Below are 17,658 nucleotides of genomic sequence, written 5' to 3' on the forward strand. Positions count from 1 at the left end.
AACCGTTTCGCTGCGGTAGCTCGGGTCGCAACAAGGCCATCTGAGAGAGAGTTTGCCCACTCGAGATGCGGGCCAGGGATCCGTCCTGCCACCGCGGTGGCCCACCGCTGGTACAACCGGCTGTGGAGAGAGCCCTAGCTGAGATCCCAGGTGTGTACCGGTTGGCCTTGCCGCTGCCGTTCCCAGTAGGCACAGGTCAATTGTTGCATATCTTTACCATGCCGAGCCACATAGCGGCGCTGCCAGGTGGCCCCATTCTGCCCCGACTCCACCCGGGCGCGGAGAATGCCCAGGTACTCCTGAATATCGGAGGGGGCTAGATCCAGTTGAACCAAACCCGCCTCTGCTTGGGGGATCAGCTCTTCCAGCAGCAATTGGCGCAGGGATCCCTGCCAACCCTTGAGCCAAGTGATGGGGGCCTCCAGACCCCAGCGGGCCGCCGTGTAGAAATTGGCGCGGCACTGGGCAAAGCTCAGCTCCTGCTCGGGGGAAACGGGCTGGGATCCCAAGGCTTGCACCAGACCAAAGTAGAAGGCCGCATTGGCGATCATATCGGGTAGGGTTGGGCCTGCCGCCGCCACCCGCTGTTCGATGCGCAGATGGGGAACCGGATCCAAGCCGATGAGGGGGCGGTTCCAGCGCCAGATGGTGCCGTTGTGGAGGCGCAGATGGGCCAGCTCCCAGGGAGAGGCGGCCAACGTTTGCGGCAGCACCACCGGGTAGCGATGCACATTTTCCCAAAACAGCTCCATCAGGGATCCCTGTACATAGCCTTGCCCGAAGGTGACGCGGGGGTAGTGGGTGGGGGAGGGCGGGGGTGGCCCATCCAAAGCTTGCTCAAACAAAGGGATGCGGGTTTCTGCCCACAGATCGTGCCCGAACAGGTAGGGGGAATTGGCCGCCAGCGCCACCAAAGGGGCCGAGGCGATGAGAGAAGCGTTGAAGTAGCGGGCTGCCTGGTGGGGGGCCACCTGCAGATGGATTTGGAAAGAGGTGGTCGCCGCCTCCAGCATGATGTCCGGGTGGGTAACCCGCAACCGCCCAGCCGGTCCTTCGATATCTAGCCCCAGGGAAGGGATCCCTGGGGATTGCTCGCGCCGGTGCAAGTTCAGGATCTGCTCGTTGAGGGCCAGGTAACGCTTGCGGGGCGAGATCATCTTCAGGGTCAATTGCCGTTGCTGCACCGTAGGCAAGATGCCAATCATCATCAACCCCGCCTGCAGGTATTCAGCCACTTGGCAACAGCGATCCCACGTTTGGCCCAGCTCTTGCTGAAACTGCCGCAGAGCCGAGCCGACCAAAACTTGGGGCCGGCTGTTGATCTCCACGTTGAACTGGGCCAGTTCCGGCACCACCAGCGGATCGTTCACCGCTTCCAGGTAGGCTGAGTTTATCGGGGCCGGATCTCCCTGAGGGGTGACCAGCCACGCCTCCAGCTCAAACCCGCCCACCGGGGATCCCTGGGCAAAGGGCCGGCAGGCGGGATCCAGCCCCGGCGCACCGGCCAACCAGCGCTCGAGCAACTTCGTCTCTTGCTGGAGCCGAGCTGCAAACTGAGCAAAGTCTGCAGTACCAAAACGGAGGCAGGTGATCTCCTGGCCCATGGGAACAACTCCGCAGCTTTTGGGAATGAGGTTAATCGCTGTTGCCGGGATCTCGACACCCCTAGCTTTACTTAGCCCGCAGTGATGGATACATCTTCAATGCGCAGGGCGGGAAAGGCAGCCGTGCCGTTGAAAACCGTTACTTCCTGGGAAATGGCGGAGATATTGCGCAAACAATCGTAGAGATTGCCGGCAATGGTGGTCTCCAGGATGGGGCGTTTCTCGCCGCCTTTGACCAAGAAGCCCCCTTTCACCACCCCAGAAAAGTCACCGGTAATGGGGTTGCTGCTGCCGGAGAGGCGGGTGACGATAACTCCCCGATCCATCGCGTAGAGCTCGGACAGGGGGGTTGTCCCTGGGGCCACCCTCAGGCAAGCCGGCCCTACTCCCGGCAGGCTGCCTGCTCCCCCTGTGGCATGGCCGTTGGAGGGAACGCCAGCAGCGCGGGACTCGTAGCTGTTGTACATGAAGTTGCAGAGGATCCCTTCATGAATCAGGGGGGTAATCTGGCGCGGGATCCCTTCGCGGTCGAAGGGCTCAATGGGGTAGCCGGGCAGGCCCAGGCCTTCAGAAACCACGGTGAGCAACGGGCTGGCGATCCGGGATCCCATTTTTTGCGCCAAGGGGCTTTTGCCTTTGCGCACCGCATCCGCCCCCAGCACAAAGAGGAGATCCCCTAGAAACTCCTCCACCACATCTGGCGGCAGGACAATGGGGCCGCGGAAGCTCTCCCCCTCGCCAGCCCCCAGCGCGCCCACGCATTTCTGGACAAAGCGATCAAAAGCCCGCTCCAGCGCCGGCACCAGATCGGCCCGCTTCTGGACGCTGTCGCCGTCGTAGGCAAAGCTGCCCACCTCGTCCCCATCAATGGCCATGCCAAAGAGGGATCCCCCCGCTTCCACGCTGTGATGGTTGGCGCGGATGCCGGTGGAAGAGGCGATGGCCAGGGTCTCTTCCTCCACGCTGAGGGAGCCGCTGTCGATGGTGATGCGAGGGTCTTTGGAGCGCACCCACTCCAGCAATTGGGATCCCAACTGGGTCAGCTCGGCGGCATCCAGTTCCAGCAGGCCTGGGTCGAGGGCAAAGGGCACCTGGGGCAAAGGTTGGGGCTCCGGCAGCCCGTTGAGGGGATCCGCCGGCGAAGCCTTGGCCATGGTCACAGCCTCAGCCGCCGTCTCAGCTAACTCTTCCGGGCGGTTGGAGGTGGCAAAGCCCAGCCTGCCGCCACAGAAAACCCGAACGCCGAACAGGGTCTCGCTGCTGCTGCGGGCCAGGTTCAGGTCGTTTTTTTCAAACGTGACTTCCGTTTCCCGGCCTGAGTTGGCAAACACTTCTGCCTGGTCGGCTCCAGCGGCCAACGCCTTGTACACACCCTGTTCACAGAGATCCAGCAGGTTTTCCGGGGAAATGATGGAGCTGGGCATAAAAGTGAGATGGCAAGAGCATGACTCTAGTCAATAATAAGCTCGACTATACTGAAAATAATGTATAATATGTTCAGTACGGATTACTACCAGTTGATCTTTCTGTTTACTTTCGAGTCTGCCAACATGGTAGCCAAAGCAAAGCAGAAAATTGGTAGTAAGACGACACGGAAACTGCGCTTTGGGTATTCTACTCAAAGCTTTGCGGGATACCGCCATTCTGTTTGGAAACAAACAGAATGCTATCGCTGCATAGTTGAACAGTGATGTTCAGCAGTGTTCAGCGTAAATGTATCAGCTACCCACAGGGATTCCACCCTGCAGCAGCAAACAAAGGGGCTGAGATCAAAAGGGATCCCTCGTAGCACTTTGACCCAATTTACTGCTTGATCCTCGGCGGCCTGCCAGGTGCAGGAACCCTAGAATGGAAGTTAAGCCTACTTGCCGTGAGTGCCCATGAGCCTTTTGCCCACTTCCGCTGCTCCCCTAGCCATTGCTCCGACAGCAGCCAAGCCAAGGCGACTGGACTTCGAGGTGGTGATTGCCGGAGCTGGGATGGTGGGATCCACCTTGGCAGCCGCTTTGGGTCAGGCCGGAATCCGTGTTGGGCTGATCGAGGGGCGGGATCTCTCGCAGGGGGTGGGGCCCGATGGCCGAGCCAGCGCTTTGGCTCTGGGGACAGCCCGCATTCTGCAGCGAATTGGGGTGTGGCCCCTCATGGAAGCCTGGGGAGTTTCTCCCATTCACCGCATTCAGGTCTCTGATGGGGAAAGCCCCTGGATGGCTCAGTTGTGCCGCGAAACGCTCCAAGCGCCGGCGCTGGGCTACGTCGTGGAAAATCAAATTACCCAAAAGGCCCTGTTGCAGCGCATTCGCGAGTGCCCTTCGGTAACCCTTTTCAGCCCTGCTCAGGTGCAAAGTTTCTCCCCTGCAGCAGATCACATTCGGGTAGAGCTGGCCCAGGAGGGATCCCGGCAAACTCTGCGAGCTGCTCTGCTAGTGGTTGCAGATGGGGCCCGTTCGCGGCTGCGGGAACAGGCTGGGATCCCGTTATCCTGCTGGGGCTATGGGCAGGTGTGCATCGTTTCCACCCTCACCCATGAGCATCCTCACCGGCAGGTGGCCTACGAGCGCTTTCAGGTCAGCGGTCCCTTCGCCATTTTGCCCACCTCCGATCCCCATCGCAGTTGCGTCGTCTGGACAGTTCGCCAAGCGGATCGAGATTGGCTGATGGGCTTATCTGAGGCTGAGTTTCTGCAGGCCATCCGGCCTTGGTTTGGATCCCAGTTGGGAGCCTTGCTGGCGGCCTCTCCCAGAGCCTGTTATGAGCCACAGCGGGCCCATGCCCAAACCTATATCGGATCCCGGCTGGCTTTGGTGGGGGATGCTGCCCATACCACCCATCCGCTGGGGGGGCAGGGAGCGAATCTGGGCATGCGGGATGTGGCGGCCTTGGCTGCCCTGTTGATCGAAGCCAAAATGGCGGGCCGGGATCCCGGCGATCCGGCTTTGTTAAAAGCCTACGAGCGCTGTCGCCGCCCAGAAAACGCGCTGGTTCTTTTTGCAACCGATGCTGCCAATCGCCTCTTTTCCAACCGAAGCTGGCCGTTGCTGGTCTTGCGTTGCCTGGGCCTGTGGGGACTGGAGGTTTTGCCGCTGCTCAAGCCTGCTTTGATGCGCCAAGCAATGGGGATCCGCCCCCACCAACCCCAACTGCAGCAGCTCCCTTTCCCTGCACCCCCGGAACCTCTGGCTACGCCTGTCTAGATCCGGCCAAACTGTTGAGAGCTGGGCCCAGATCCTCGCCCGCCGCCTTTGTCCCCAGCAGACCAAGCGCTCCACAGGGATCAAGGCTGCTCCAGGGGTAAGTCTGAAAACAGCAATGGGGCAATATTGGCCGCCTGGTTGATGGGGATCTCGTCGTTGACGGCATATTGATAAAACTGATCCAAGCGCCGACACAAACCTTCTGGGGTCAAAGCCTGCACATTGGAGCTGATGATATAGCTTTGGGAAGGAGAGGCGCGAAACGCTTGAAAGGCTTTGCGACAAAAGTCCTGCTTGGCTTCCGGATCCGCTTGTCGCCACTCTGGCCCCGTCAGCTTTCCGGAGAGAGTAGGACTACTTGCCGCGACCAGAGGCAGTCCCGTTCCCAAAACCAGACCGCCCAGGATGAGCAGCAGGAGGATCCCTTTCAGGAACACCTGACGCCAAAAGAACCCGAGCTTTTGCCCGTTTTGCACCATTGTTGGATAGGCTAAGTGGGTAGGTTGGGATGCCATAGCACCCCTAGCCATCATATCGATCTTCCCGATCCAACTTCATCCCGTTCTCAGAAGCCGACAGCAGACCTGCTCGCCCACAGGCAAGGGTGGCAACAAGTTCTCAACCCATGGCCCGCAGCAAGCCCCGCCAAAAACAGCGCTTTCCCCATCTGCTTGGCTCCAAGTGGACTTCCGCTCAGCCTGTTCTGGGTTGGCGACATTTTCAGGTCACCGCTCGCCAACAAGGGGAAGGAGGGCTGGTGTTTGCCGAGCTCAGAGCCGTCTGCGATCCCCAGGTGCGCCTCTGGGTCAACGCGGCCACCCTGAAGAACCGGGATCTTTGGCAGCCGGGCTGGACGCCTCTCGAAGACGGGATCCCCTGTGGGCGGCAGGATCCCCTTCTGGACAGGGCTGGGGGATAGTTTCTCTCAAGCTGGGGCTCAGGGATCGATTAGGATCATCTCTCTAGTGTGGTGTTTTAATTCGGAAGCTTGAGGAGAAGAAAGCGGGATGGCCAGATGTGACGTTTGCGGAAAAGATCTTAGCTACAGCGATTATCAGTGGGCCAAGCGCTGCGCCAATCCCTACGGGAAGTCTCACCTCATCTGCTTCGACTGCTACAGTGGTTCGTCTTGTCCCATCTGCTATTCCCCTCTGGAGCCGGCAGAATAGAAAGAGGCGTTCTCAAAAGCTGCTTGTCGGTTACTCGACTCCCATCCCCCTAGCTCCTCGGAGGGGGCGATGGTCGACAAGGGTCTCGATGGTTTTCCCAAGGGAGCCGGAAAAGTGCGCATTGGCCAGGGCTACGACATCCACCGCCTCGTCGAGGGGCGCCCCCTGATCCTGGGCGGGATCCGGATCCCTTACGAAAAGGGGCTATTGGGCCATAGCGACGCCGATGTCCTCACCCACGCCATCATGGATGCTCTCCTGGGGGCTGCCGCTCTGCGGGATATTGGCTACTACTTCCCCCCTGAAGAAGAGCGTTGGAAAGGGGCAGACAGCATCCTTTTACTACAGCAAGTGGTGCAACTGGTGAGCCAAGAAGGCTGGCGAATTGTCAATGTGGACAGTGTGGTGGTGGCGGAGCAGCCGAAGCTCAAACCTCACATCCCCGCCATGCAAGCCCGTCTAGCCGAGGCAATGCAGATCTCCCCTAAGCAAGTGGGGGTAAAGGCCACCACCAACGAAAAACTGGGCCCCATAGGTCAGGGAGAGGCCATTGCTGCCTTCGCAGTAGCCCTGTTGCTGGAGTGCTAACCTTCCCAGCAGAGTCTGAAAAGAACCTGGTCATCGCCCTGCCCGAGCTGCCAAACTGGCAAGCAACCGCTCCCGCAAAATCGCCGTGAAACCACCCGTCGCCTCGATCCCCAACTTTCCCTCTGGGAAAAGGGCCGGGGGCGCGGGCCAGTCTTCTAGGAGAAAGGCTGGGGGTGAGGGCCTTAGTGGTGTGGAGCGCTTGCGCCTCCAGCACAGGACAGAAACGGGCCGTCTCAAACCTGCTTGGAACGACAACTTGGCAAAGGAAATGGTGGGCCAAAACAGCACCTCAACAGACCAGCTCAAGAGAAGCCTTTTTGTCCCTCTACTCTTGGGGATCCTTCTGCTCTGGCTCAGCGCTTGTGCCACGCCCACCCGCCCCCCCCATCTGGTTGCCACGGTGACTTCGGATCCCAAAACCTTCAACACCTATCTGGCCGCCGAAAGCTCCAGCCGCGACGCCATCGCCTACCTGGAGGCGGGCTTGGTCACCTTGGATGAGGATACCCTCTTGCCCAAACCGGAGCTGGCGGAAGGCTGGGAAGTGTCTGAGGACGGCTTGCGCTATGTCTTTACCTTGCGGGAAGGGCTGCGCTGGTCGGATGGAGAGCCCCTGACGGCAGCAGATGTGGACTTTACCTTCAACCGCATCATCTTCGACGAGCGGATCCCGACTTCCTCGCGGGACGTGAAGCGAATTGGGGAAGCTGGAGCACTGCCTCAGGTGCGGGCGCTGGACGAGCGGCGGATTGAGTTCGTTTTGCCGGAGCCCTTCGCTCCCTTTCTGCTGCAGGCCGGATCCCCTATTTTGCCCAAGCACATCCTCGAGCCCACTGTCGAGCAGTTGGACAGCCGGGGCAACCCCCTTTTCTTGCAAACCTGGGGTATCGACACGCCGGTGCAGGAGTTGGTGGGGGCCGGCCCCTATGTCATGCAGGAATACACCCCCGGCCAGCGGCTGGTGTACCGGCCCAATCCCTACTACTGGAAGGGGGAAGGGATCCCGCGCATTGAACGGGTGATCCTGCGCATTGTGGACTCAGAGGACACCGCGCTGCTGCAGTTTCGCTCCGGCGAGACCGACGTGTTTTCGGTGCGGGGGAGAGATTTTCAGCTCTTGAAGCGGGAAGAAGAACGGGATCAGTTCACCATCTACAATCTCGGCCAGACATTGAACAACAGTTTCTTTGCCTTCAACCTCAGCCGCGCCCGTAACCCCCAGACCGGGCGGCCTTTTGTGGATCCCGTCAAAAGCCGCTGGTTTAACGATTTGAACTTCCGCCGGGCGGTGGCCCACGCCATGAACCGGCAGTTTTACGTCGATAGCGTCCTGCAAGGGTTGGGCCAGATCCAGCACTCGGTCTTTTCCCCCGCCAGCCCCTTCTACCTCAGCCCCGAAGAGGGCTTGCCCACCTACGACTACAACCCTGAAAAAGCGCGGCAACTGCTCCTCGATGCCGGATACACCTACGATGCTGAGGGCCACCTGCGGGATTCCGAGGGCAACCGTGTCCGTTTCACCTTGCTCACCAACGCCGGCAACAATCAGCGGGAGGCCACTGGCGCGTTGATCAAAGCTGATCTGGAGCGGATCGGCATCACCGTTGATTTTACCCCCATCGCCTTCAACACCCTGGTGCAGCGCACCGATAGCCGCGACTGGGAAACCCTGCTGCTGGGCTTTGGCGGCGGCGGTACCGAACCCAACAACGGCTCCAACATCTGGCGCAGCGATGGCCGTTTGCACCTCTTTAATCTGGGAGATTTGCCCGGCAACCCGGCAGAAGGGGTTGAGGTGAGCGATTGGGAACGGGAGATCGACCGCATCTTTATCGAAGGGGTGCGGGAGCTAGACTTTGAAAAGCGCAAGGCCCTCTACGACCGGTTTCAAATCATCATTCAGGAACAGCTGCCCCAAATTGGCACTTTCAACCCCCTGGTTCTCTCAGCCCTGCGCAACCGCATTCAAGGGGTGGATCCCCGACCCATTCTGGGGCCATTGTGGAATTTGGATCAGCTCTACATTCAAGAGTAGAACTTCTGATGATGTGGGTGATGTGGGATAGGGAGAGGCTGTCTGAACTGTTGAGTTGTGTCCCTATCGCCACATTTGGCAGGTGAAACTTAGTTGTAGGTTGTGTTGCGGATGTCTTGAATTTTGCAACTATTTCACCGTCAACTCCACGTCCCCCGCACTCCTGAGAATGTTGATCCCCACCCCTCCTGACTGCAGATAGAGACCGATGTCCAGGGATCCCTGGCCCACCTGCACATTCTCAAGAATGACATGGGGCAGCCACAGGGGCAGAGTGGGCTTGGTTAAATGTACCCGTTGAGCCAGCCCGTCGATCTCCAGCCCCAGACAAGCCTGCAGCAGCAAAAACACACTGGCCGCCGCCCAAGACTGGGGCAGACAGGCCACCGGATAAAGGGTGGGGCCCTCCCGCTGTCGCCGCCGAAAGCCACAAAACAGCTCAGGCAGCCGCTTCAGCTCCAGAAACTGGCTGGCATCGAACAGCGCTGTCAAGACCCGCACCGCTTCGCCCTTGAAGCCATAGCGAGATAAGCCTGCTGCAATCAAGGCGTTGTCGTGGGGCCAGATGGAGCCGTTGTGGTAGGACATGGGGTTGTAGCGGCCCTCTCCCTCCGGCACCGTGCGGATCCCCCAGCCGCTGAAGAAAGCTGGCTCCAGCAGTTGCCGGGCAATGCGGGCGGCGTGCTCGGGATGGGCGATCCCCGAAAACAGACAGTGGCCCATGTTGGAGCTGCGCACCCGGCAGGGTTGCTTCTGGCCATCCAAAGCCAGGGCATAGCCCCCCAACTCTTCGCACCAGAAGTGATCCCAAAACTGCTGCTGCAGCTTTTCCGCTTGTTGTCGCAACTGGGCTGCTTGCTCTTGCCGCCCCAGCAGCTCCGCCATCTCTGCTGCCAACTGCTTAGCTTCGTAGGCATAGCCCTGCACCTCGCACAGGGCCAAGGGGGGTTCTGCCAGGGATCCGTCCGGGTAGAAGATGGCATCTTCAGAATCCTTCCAGCCTTGGTTGCGCAGGCCCCGGTGAGCTTTGCCCGCGTACTCCAGAAAGCCATCCCCATCGGGATCCCCGTAAGTGTCCATCCAGTGCAGGGCTGCTTCGATGTTTGGCCACAACTGCCGCAACAGCTCGAGATCGCCGCTGCGCTGCACATAGCGTCCTGCCAACACCACAAACAGAGGGGTGGAGTCGATGCTGCCAAAATAGTTGCCAAAAGGGATCTCGCGGGTTTTGGCCATCTCGCTGCGCCGCTGCTCGTGCAGGATCTTGCCAGGCTCGGCATCGCGGCTGGGGTCCACCTCCTGGGCCTGGTGGGCCGCCAGATACAGCAGCACCCCCCGCGCCAAGTCTGGAAACCACCAGAGAGTGGCCAGGGCGGTGATCAGGGCGTCGCGCCCGAAGACCGTGGTAAACCAAGGCACCCCCGCATAGGGATAAAGCCCGTAGGGAGTGCGGGTGAGCATCATCAGCAGATCATCCCGTGAGGCGTTGAGCCAATCGTTAAACTGAGCATTGCCGGTGTCGATCCGGTGGGCTTGCGCCCGCAAGGAAGCCCTTTGCTCCCGCTCCGCCTGCAGAGCCTCCTGGTAGGTCAAAGGGGCAATCTCCTCCCCGCCGTAGCTGCAGATCACCCTCAGCTCCAAATCCCGTTCCTCCTGCGGGGCCAAAGGCACCCACCACTGCGCCAGCTTCTCCGACACTAGCTCCGGCGCCGGCAAAAATTGCAACTGGGTTTGCCGCTCCACTCCATCTAAGCCGCGGTAGCGAAGAACCACCCTCTCGGGGGTCACCTGGGCCGGCAGCACTTGACCCCGCTGGGCCCGTCGGATGCCCCGGATCTCAAAAATATCGGCAAAGTCCGCCTCAAAGCGCAGGGTAATCGGCACGCGAAACGGCTCCGAGCCGTAGTTGTGAATGCGAATGCGCTCGTAGGCTACGTTGTTCCACAAAAAAGTAGTCCGTAAAACATGCAGAGTATCTTGACCGATAAACTGCCCCTCTGAGGTGGTGAACTCCGGGTTGGTCAGATCCACCGCCAAAATATCTTTGTCTTCCCGCACCTCTGAGCTGAGCAGCAGGAACTGCTTTCCCTGCAAGTCCAACACCCAGCGGGACAAAAAGCGGGTGTCGTCCCGGAAGAGGCCATGATCCCGGATGCCGAGGGGGCGCATGTTCCCTCGCCGGTCAAAGATGGCAAAGCAGTTGTCATGCTTGAGAACATGAGAGCGTGCCTCCACCCAAGAGGCGCTGGCCCGGATGTAGTACTGATCTTGAATTTGGATGATGTCTTCTGCCATCTCGGTCTTCTCGATCCCTATCCAGCCGGTCTCCTACGCGAACAGCTTACTGCTATCGGTCCACTCAAAGAAGGCGAAGAAGCAGGGGCCCCCCGATGCAGCCCAGCAGCCCTAGCTGCTACTTGGCCCATCTAAGCCTTATTAAGCTGCCTTCTTCGCGACATCTCCTGCCGCTCGTTCACCAGTTGGCGGTAGAGAGCCTCGTAGTCCGACACCATTCTTTCCACGCTGAACCGCTCCTCAAACACCTGCCGCACCCCGGCTCGGCTCAGGGATCCCACCTTCTCCACAGCCTCCACTGCTTCCTCCACCGAGTCGACAATAAAGCCGGAGCGCCTGTCGGCCATTACCTCGGGTACTGAGCCAAAACGGGTGGCAATTACCGGCGTGCCACAGGCCATCGCTTCAATCATCACCAGCCCAAAGGGCTCCGGCCAGCGGATGGGAAACAGCACCGCATAGGCCTTGCCCAAAAACTCGCTTTTCTCTTGGTCGGTGATTTCCCCTATGATCTCCACATTGGGGTGGCGACTGGCCAAAGGCTTAATTTCTAACTCGTAGTACTGGCGATCCACCGCATCGATCTTGATAGCAGCCTTCAGCGGCATCCCTGCCCGCGCCGCAATTTCAATAGCCGTGTCCAGCCCTTTTTCCGGGGAGACCCGGCCCAAAAAGGCCAGGTAGTCCCCCTTTTCTGGATAGAAACGGTGGAGATCCAGGGGCAAGCCGTGGTAGACCGTCCCCACCCAGCGGGCCTGGGGCAGCGGCAGCCGCTGGGCGTTGGAGATGGAGACCACCGGAATGTCCTGAAACTCGGTGTAGAGGGGCTGCAGCTCCGGAATGTCCAGTCGCCCGTGTAGGGTGGCCAAAAAAGAAACCTGCGGGTGGCGACGGGCCAGGGCATAGGGATAGTAGTCGATGTGGCCGTGGATAATGTCAAACTCGTCGGCCATCTGAAAGGCTTTCTCGACCATCAAAACATGAGGAGCCACTGTGTCGATGGCCGTGGGATCCAAACGCAAAGCCCGCTCCCGAAAGGGGATGAGGCGAGCCTGGGTTTGGGAGTCGCCGCTGGCAAACAACGTCACCTCATGCCCCCGCCGCACCAGCTCTTCGGTGAGCCAAGACACAACTCGCTCGGTGCCGCCGTAGAGCTTGGGGGGCACACTCTCATGCAAAGGGGCAATCTGAGCAATGCGCATAGCTATCCTCCACACCGAATCATCACTGCTTAACGAAAACTTCTGCTGGCGCTCCGCCGCCGACCCTTGGGATCCCCTGTTGAGGGCACGCCATTCCTGGCTAGACTGTTCCAGAGCGAGCAGGAAAGGAGTTCAGGCTGCCGCCACCTGCCGGAGAGTTGAAGAGGCTTGAATGAGAACCCCAGCCATCACTTGCTCTTGCCCGCCGCAGCTTAATTTTCCTCCTCAGCGCTGGCTGTGGAGTTGCTTGGGAGCCATGGCCATAACGGCCCTCACAGCTGTTGCCGCTTGGGCGCGGCCAGTGTTGGAAGTACGCATGACCCTGGGCTTGCCCATCAGCCCCAACTACTGGTACATGGTAGCTCTCAGCCGGGCCGGCAGCCCTGGCCCCACCGCCAACTTGGTGGATCCCAACGTCCGTGTGGGGCCCAACGAGTACACCTTTGTGCGGGACTGGGATTACCTCATTCGGGTTACCCCCCTCAACGAAGAGTCGGTCTTGCAGGCCACCATCCAGCGGTTTGGAGAGCCGGAACGAGAGTTTGCCGTTGGCTTTAACCAGGTACGGGTTAATCGCCTTACCCGTGACCGCGATACCCTCAATTTCCAGATCGATATATCCGAGCTGCAGGGCCTTGATGGGCGAGACCAAGATATCCAGGTGGCTCTGCTCACCGCCCGTGCCCCCTTCCGCGTAGCCCCTGAAGAGACCAATCTGGCCATTGATGCCACCCGGGGGGATCTGCCCAATTTCTATCGCCTCAGCCTGTCCAATCAGCGGCAGGTGGTTGTGGACGACCCCCAGCGACAGGAGACGGTGCGCCGCAGCCGCGAATTGATCCAACAAAGTGGCTCCGGGGCTGCCCTCACTCGCGACCTTATCGAGGGCGGGGCTTTGGAGATTTTGGCTGCCAACATCCTCACCTTCGAGCTGCGCCTGGTGGATCGCTAGAGAGGGATCCCTCCCCATCTGACATCTGCCCAAGACCGTTCTTGCAGCCCGGCAGAGCCTCAATCCCTCAATAGTCGTTCCAAGTTGCCGTGAACCGGCCCATTGGCTTCCCTCTACCCTTGGGAGAAAGGCTCGGGGATCTCAAGCGATTGGAAAAACTCCTTCTCCTGGAACGGGTGCAGGATCCAACATCACAAACAAAAACGACTCCAGCCCTGCCAGGTAGGTGAGCACCTCCTCCTGGGCCGCTTCCGGCTCTAACGTGTTGACCTGAGCTGCCTGCTCAATCAAGGCTTTCACTGCCGTTGGCCCCTGCAACAGGGATCCCAACCAAGCCATCTGAGGGGCTGAGATGGTCAGGCGCCCATAGCTGGATCCCGGCCAATTCATGGCAAACTCCAGCTTTTTCTCGTGAGCTTTGGCAAAGTTTTGGCGAAATTCGACGTTGTCGGTCAGGATGGGGTTAAGCTGCACTCTGCCCCCCAGCCAATCGGCGTCGCTCCAGGGCAAGACCAAGGAAGAGCCGGGGTGTTCCGCCCAAAAGTCAATGAGGCGATGGTTGGGGTAGATCAGCTCATAAAAGTGATTCTGGTCGGCAGGCGAGAGCTTGTCCAACTCAGCTTGCAACCAGGGGGGCATGGCCCTCTCCTTGAACAAAAGCGCCGGATCCCAGTCGGCATAGTCCACCAGACAAACCAGGCCCAGCTCAGCTTCCTCGAGCATGCGCATCAGGTCGGGGATCAGGAAGCCCTTGTCTCCTGGCAAGAGGTAGTTGGCCCGGATGTTGGTGTCGTCTTTGTAGATCTCAGGGTTCCAGCGCAGGGCTGCCCGCATTTCGTCCGAGGCCAAACTGGCCATGAATTCCCGTACCCGCTGACAGGCCTCAGGAGTGGGTAGATCAAACAGCCCCAGCAGCCGAAACGCCTCTTGTAGGCGAAAGATCACCTCCCGCTGGTAGGCGTGGTGCAGGTTGGCCCGCAGGATCCCGTCAGGTTTGAGAACCCGCTTGAGGGCTTTTAGCCCCGCCACCGGATCGTCCAGCAGATAGAGCACATCGTTAAGGCTGATGAAATCAAATTCCAGCCCCAACTGTTCGATGTCCAATAGGTTGAGAACATGGAGCTCCACCTCCCCGAAGCCGTGGTAGCGCAAGCGTCGCTCCGTCACCCGTACCGATTCTGCTGACAGGTCGCACACCACCAGCCGCGCCCCCGGATTGGCCTCCGCCAAGATCAACGTTTCCCAGCCCGAGCCGCAGCCAGCATTCAAAATGAGAGCGCCTTCGCTGGGCACAATGGCGCGGGTGCGGGCGTATTGGGCGGTGGTCAAACTTAGGCGGTACAACCCGTCAATGGCGTTGCGGCCCGAGGCCTCAATGGAAACATTGGGGTAGGGCAGTTCTTCGTACAGTTGCCGCAGAGATTCTGTCGAGCTGCTGGCCATAGGGCTCCACACCGCTACCGTGAAGGGATCCGCTGCAGAAAGCTGCCCCCTATCCTACCCGCGATCCCTCCCCCGCAGGAATGCCTCTAAGGCAGCAGCCAGGGTTTCATTCCCCTGCAGATCCAATCCATCCGGCCTCTGGGGTGGGTGGGCGGGATCCCGCAAAAAGTCCCAGGATCCTTGAAAAAACTCCTCTGGCGAGAGAATGCGATGCCAGCCATAGCGCCGCAAACCCTCAACCAGCAACGGTGACTCAGCAAACCCAGAGCGGGTAACACAGGCCATAGGTGTGCGGCTGCGCAGGGCCTCCGCCAAAGTGCCATAGCCCGGCTTGGACACCACCCAGCGGCAGAGGGGCATCACATCCACCGGTCGCCACACCCGCCCATCCAAAACCCGCAAGTTGGGCAAGGGGGGAGCTTCCGGATCAAAGGTGAGAAACTGCCAGTCGGGAAAATCTTGGAGCCGCTCGTAAGGAAACCCCTGCACCCCCAGCCCGCCAAAGGTGAACAAAGCCCTGGGTTGATCCGGGTGTAACCCCAACTGGGCGGCGACCTCTTCTGGTGGGTAGCGGGGATCCGATCCCGTCAGCCCCACCTCCTGCTGACGCGGGAAGGCGCTAGTGCTCCGCACCGCTGACGCGACCATGCTCTCGCTAAAGGGCAGGCGAAATAGAAGGTCGCACTGCCCGTAGAGCTCCTGGATCCAGGCCACAAACGGTTGAAACTCCGGGCCATACTCCTGATAGATGAAATCCCAGCCAAAATTACTGGCCATCCAGCAAGGGATCCCGGCAGCCTGGGCAATCGCCGCAGCAATGGGCGGCACATCCGCCAACACCAAAGGCACCCCCTGGGCTCGAATGAAATCCGCTTCTTCTCGAACAAGCTCCGCAGCGCTGGCTTTAAACGCCTTGAGGGCAGCCAACGTAGCCGGCAGATCCGCTTGCAGCCCATCCGGCTGCACCACCCCCACATCCAACGCCCGCGGCCGATGGAGAAACTTCCCCTCCACGTAACGCTCCAGGAGCCAGCGGGGAGCCGGCGTAACAAAGATGGGCAGAACATGGGGATCCCGCCGCAGCAAAGCATTCACGACCGCCGCCAGACGGGTAACGTGCCCAAACCCGTGAGCTGTTGCCGCCACATAGAGAGGAACGGGATTCATTGTGCTGATACATTCACGCTGAACTCTCCTGAACATGGTTCAGGAAAGAAGCGATCGCATCCTGCCTATCTCTGAGCAGGAAGGCGGTATCCCGCAAAGCCCTGAGGAATACCCCCCGAGCGCTTTCCCCCTTCACTTCCCGGCAACCGTTGCGGTGGACTCAAGGATCAGGGGGAAACTTGGTCTACTATATCCCTCTCAATGACTTTTGCCAAACCGCCTAAAGCTCAGTAAATTCAGCAAAGTTCAGGGTTTTGGGGGTTAGAGGCATGCTCTGCACCGCTAACGCGATAGGACTCCGTCCCGCTAACGCGATAGGACTCCGTCCCGCTGGCGCGAACGCAACCGCCTCAGGACAGAACAGGATCCGCGGGGGGCTTTTCCCTATGGGATCCCCACAGGTTACTCGCCAAGATCAAGCCCAGGCCCACCACAGATCCCAGCGCAATCGTCTCGCCCAACAGCACCGCAATCAACCCCAACGACAAAAAGGGCGTCACATACACCCAGTTGGCCAGGGATCCCCGGTGGCCCGCCAACTCCAAAGCCCGCAGCCAAAACACAAAAGTTAAGCCCATCTCCGCCAGACCAATGTAAGCCGCCCAACCCAGCCCGGCAAGGCTCCAAGAGACCTCCTGCAACGGCAGCAGCAGCAGACCGTAGAGGCTGCCAAAGAGAAACCCCATGAATAGTTTCAGCACCGCATCTCGCCCATCCCGCACATTGAGTAGCCAATAGAGCGCCCAGAGTCCAGAGCTGCCCACCGCCAGCAGCACCCCCCAGGGATCCTCCACCTGCAAGGTGCCCCAGGATCCCCCCGTAGCCACCAGCACCACCCCCAGCAGGCTCACCCCCAAGGCCAACACCAGCCGCCAACGGAAGCGCTCTCCCAGCAGCGGCACCGCCAGAAGAGCCAGCACCAGCGGCCAAGTGTAATTCAGAGCCATCGCCGCCTGAGCCGACAGACGGTCATAAGCCTGGAACAACACCCCATAGTAGCCGAAGGGGTTGAGCAGCCCCTGAAGGGCCGACAGGCGGATTTGGGATCCCTTCTGCCTGCCGATCAACCTCGCCCGCCCTGTAACCACCAAAACGATCCCCAGGATCAGGCAAGAGCTAAAGGCCGAAAAAATCAGCAAAACCGTCGGCGACAGGTACCGCAACCCAAACTTAAAAGCGCTGGCAGCCGTGGCCCAGCCCAAGATGGCCGCCGCCAAGTAAACATAGGCTCGCCAGGGATCCCTAGGCATCAAAAGCTGTCGAGATTGCTGTCCTCTGGCTTCGACTTAGCTCCGGTGGGAAGGCCCAGCCGCGGTGCCACCACCCAGGCATAGAGCAGATAGCCCAGCCCCGCCACCACTGCCCACCTGAGAACGGTGCCGAAAACCCGGAAGAACAGCCCGACCAGAAGAATACAGCCCAGAATGGCGAAGACCGTCACCAGTGGACGCCCCCAAGTCTCAACCCAAGCTCGGACGGCACTTTTCCCCTGAGACGCAACGGATGTTCCCGACTCCCCAGAGGCCGCCGCCGCCTGCTCCAGTTCACGCTCAAGCTGTTTCAGCCGTTCTTGTTCTGAGAAAGAGAGATCGGACATAGAGAGCAGTCTCCAGCGGTGTCACCTCCATCTTACGAGCTGCTCCCGAAGATGGGCAGACTAAGCCCGCGCCGAAGGGATCTCCTGAACCATAGCCCGGAACACATCCAAAGCCGGGCCAGGGCGACGGTTAGGACGCGGAGCCGAGATCTCATTGGGCACAAAAGGCTTCTCCACCACCACCTTGGGCTTGTTGGCAGGGGCAGCTGTAGCCGCAGGAGCAGAGCTGGGAGAAGCTGGTGCAGAACGAAAAGGCCCGGTAACAAAATCCACCAAGCCGCCGAAGAGAATGCCGAAAAAGGAGAACAGGCCGCCGAAAAGCTTCTTGAGGATACCCATAGCTAATTGCAAAGAGATGAGGTGAGAACTTGTCGATGTTGAGAACTTGTCGATGTTATGTCGATGTTGTGAAGTT

At 59.8% G+C, this 17,658-nt stretch carries 15 protein-coding genes and 1 pseudogene; 6 read left to right on the top strand and 10 right to left on the bottom strand.

Going from position 1 to position 17,658, the window contains the following annotated elements:
• Positions 1-134 precede the first annotated feature (134 nt).
• Entirely contained in the window at positions 135-1,604 is a 1,470-nt protein-coding gene (locus ACVWXW_RS01645) for a glutamate-cysteine ligase family protein (RefSeq protein WP_457402403.1), read from the bottom strand.
• 71 nt (positions 1,605-1,675) lie between these two features.
• A complete protein-coding gene (locus ACVWXW_RS01650; RefSeq protein ID WP_457402405.1) occupies positions 1,676-3,028 on the bottom strand; it encodes a TldD/PmbA family protein in 1,353 nt (450 codons plus the stop codon).
• Positions 3,029-3,100: 72 nt separating this feature from the next.
• Between ACVWXW_RS01650 and ACVWXW_RS01655 the strand changes: the two are divergent.
• Both ACVWXW_RS01655 and ACVWXW_RS01660 read left to right on the top strand, forming a co-directional pair.
• A pseudogene (locus ACVWXW_RS01655) lies at positions 3,101-3,284 on the top strand (hypothetical protein); the annotation flags it as partial.
• A gap of 200 nt (positions 3,285-3,484) precedes the next feature.
• Positions 3,485-4,795: a UbiH/UbiF/VisC/COQ6 family ubiquinone biosynthesis hydroxylase gene (locus ACVWXW_RS01660; protein WP_457402406.1), complete on the top strand. Its 1,311-nt coding sequence runs from the start codon at positions 3,485-3,487 to the stop codon at positions 4,793-4,795.
• Positions 4,796-4,875: 80 nt separating this feature from the next.
• Here ACVWXW_RS01660 and ACVWXW_RS01665 read toward each other — a convergent pair whose 3' ends face one another.
• Positions 4,876-5,310, bottom strand: coding sequence for a hypothetical protein (locus ACVWXW_RS01665; protein ID WP_148202694.1), 435 nt, complete (start codon positions 5,308-5,310; stop codon positions 4,876-4,878).
• Between the two features lie 110 nt (positions 5,311-5,420).
• Here ACVWXW_RS01665 and ACVWXW_RS01670 point away from each other — a divergent pair, with 110 nt between their 5' ends.
• The 3 genes from ACVWXW_RS01670 to ACVWXW_RS01680 all read left to right on the top strand — a co-directional run bounded on the left by ACVWXW_RS01670 (position 5,421) and on the right by ACVWXW_RS01680 (position 8,587).
• Positions 5,421-5,714 (top strand): TIGR02450 family Trp-rich protein, encoded by a 294-nt coding sequence (locus ACVWXW_RS01670; protein WP_457402408.1) that lies wholly within the window; start codon positions 5,421-5,423, stop codon positions 5,712-5,714.
• Between the two features lie 364 nt (positions 5,715-6,078).
• Positions 6,079-6,552 (top strand): 2-C-methyl-D-erythritol 2,4-cyclodiphosphate synthase, encoded by a 474-nt coding sequence (gene ispF / locus ACVWXW_RS01675; protein WP_457402470.1) that lies wholly within the window; start codon positions 6,079-6,081, stop codon positions 6,550-6,552.
• 268 nt (positions 6,553-6,820) lie between these two features.
• On the top strand, positions 6,821-8,587 hold the full coding sequence (locus ACVWXW_RS01680) for an ABC transporter substrate-binding protein (protein WP_457402472.1): 1,767 nt from the start codon (positions 6,821-6,823) through the stop codon (positions 8,585-8,587).
• Between the two features lie 129 nt (positions 8,588-8,716).
• Here ACVWXW_RS01680 and ACVWXW_RS01685 read toward each other — a convergent pair whose 3' ends face one another.
• Positions 8,717-10,882: an amylo-alpha-1,6-glucosidase gene (locus ACVWXW_RS01685; RefSeq protein WP_457402410.1), complete on the bottom strand. Its 2,166-nt coding sequence runs from the start codon at positions 10,880-10,882 to the stop codon at positions 8,717-8,719.
• A gap of 131 nt (positions 10,883-11,013) precedes the next feature.
• Positions 11,014-12,084, bottom strand: coding sequence for a glycosyltransferase family 4 protein (locus ACVWXW_RS01690; RefSeq protein WP_414350481.1), 1,071 nt, complete (start codon positions 12,082-12,084; stop codon positions 11,014-11,016).
• Positions 12,085-12,256: 172 nt separating this feature from the next.
• Here ACVWXW_RS01690 and ACVWXW_RS01695 point away from each other — a divergent pair, with 172 nt between their 5' ends.
• Positions 12,257-13,036, top strand: a complete 780-nt coding sequence (locus tag ACVWXW_RS01695) for a hypothetical protein (RefSeq protein WP_457402412.1) — start codon at positions 12,257-12,259, stop codon at positions 13,034-13,036.
• A 141-nt stretch (positions 13,037-13,177) separates the two neighbouring features.
• Here ACVWXW_RS01695 and ACVWXW_RS01700 read toward each other — a convergent pair whose 3' ends face one another.
• The 5 genes from ACVWXW_RS01700 to ACVWXW_RS01720 form a co-directional block, all read right to left on the bottom strand.
• Positions 13,178-14,479, bottom strand: coding sequence for a class I SAM-dependent methyltransferase (locus ACVWXW_RS01700; protein WP_457402413.1), 1,302 nt, complete (start codon positions 14,477-14,479; stop codon positions 13,178-13,180).
• Between the two features lie 54 nt (positions 14,480-14,533).
• Positions 14,534-15,646, bottom strand: a complete 1,113-nt coding sequence (locus ACVWXW_RS01705) for a glycosyl transferase (RefSeq protein WP_457402414.1) — start codon at positions 15,644-15,646, stop codon at positions 14,534-14,536.
• A 350-nt stretch (positions 15,647-15,996) separates the two neighbouring features.
• On the bottom strand, positions 15,997-16,896 hold the full coding sequence (locus ACVWXW_RS01710; RefSeq protein WP_457402415.1) for a DMT family transporter: 900 nt from the start codon (positions 16,894-16,896) through the stop codon (positions 15,997-15,999).
• Positions 16,896-17,243, bottom strand: coding sequence for a hypothetical protein (locus ACVWXW_RS01715; RefSeq protein ID WP_457402417.1), 348 nt, complete (start codon positions 17,241-17,243; stop codon positions 16,896-16,898). The genes ACVWXW_RS01710 and ACVWXW_RS01715 overlap by 1 nt, the downstream gene beginning before the upstream one ends.
• Before the next feature lie 60 nt (positions 17,244-17,303).
• Complete coding sequence (locus ACVWXW_RS01720; protein WP_457402419.1) at positions 17,304-17,582, bottom strand: hypothetical protein; 279 nt, start codon at positions 17,580-17,582, stop codon at positions 17,304-17,306.
• Positions 17,583-17,658: the final 76 nt, after the last annotated feature.

This window comes from Thermostichus sp. MS-CIW-30 (genome assembly GCF_054058015.1).